This is a genomic window from Flavobacterium pokkalii, assembly GCF_014596575.1.
GTDB lineage: Bacteria > Bacteroidota > Bacteroidia > Flavobacteriales > Flavobacteriaceae > Flavobacterium > Flavobacterium pokkalii.
The window spans coordinates 1-665 of the sequence record NZ_NASZ01000064.1 but is presented as its reverse complement, the minus strand read 5'-3'; the positions used below and the strand labels follow the sequence as shown (position 1 = coordinate 665).

Sequence of the window (665 nt, the reverse complement as noted above, 5' to 3'; positions counted from 1 at the left end):
TCACACGGACACATAACTACCCCTGTTTGCTTGGTTACAGTTATTTTGCTAGTTATGCTGGATTGCGTTGCTGTGCAAACTTTCATACATGGTTCTTGGGGTTGTTCTGCTGGATTTCCTGAATCTCCTGGGTCTTCTGTGTCTCCTAGGGCTTCAATAACAATAACACTCTCTTCTGGAGGACTTATTGGACTAGGATGTGGTGATATTGGTGTAGCACCAGTTGGGCAATCTTTACCTGAAAAGCCACCTATGCCATAAATTGTGCCAGCTAAACTTGTAACAGCTGTATAACTCAAACTTGGAACTTCGATATAATTGCCATGCTGTATTACAATGCTACCACTGACCAAAGTTGCTGATGTACTACCACCTTGTGATACTTTAACTAATCTTTGTGGTATATCATTTATACTTGGAAAATAAAATGGTCCTTTTAAATTTACAATATCTCCTGGATTAATTGTTAATCTGTTGGTAATGTCTGTTTCAGGCAAACTGTTTTTACAATCATCATCTACTTTTTTTATGCAATTACCGTTTATGTCTAAAGTAAAACCTTCAGGGCATCTTATTATTTTTTTACATTCACAATTATCAGTATCCAAAAAATACCCAGCATCACAAGATGTAATCGTGCAAGGAGGGTCTTGTGGTTCTTCAGG

1 protein-coding gene is annotated in these 665 nt (G+C 37.6%); it reads right to left on the bottom strand.

The window, feature by feature from the left end:
- Positions 1-665 (bottom strand): hypothetical protein (locus B6A10_RS16290; RefSeq protein ID WP_188221715.1); only part of this gene is annotated, 665 nt, incomplete at both ends.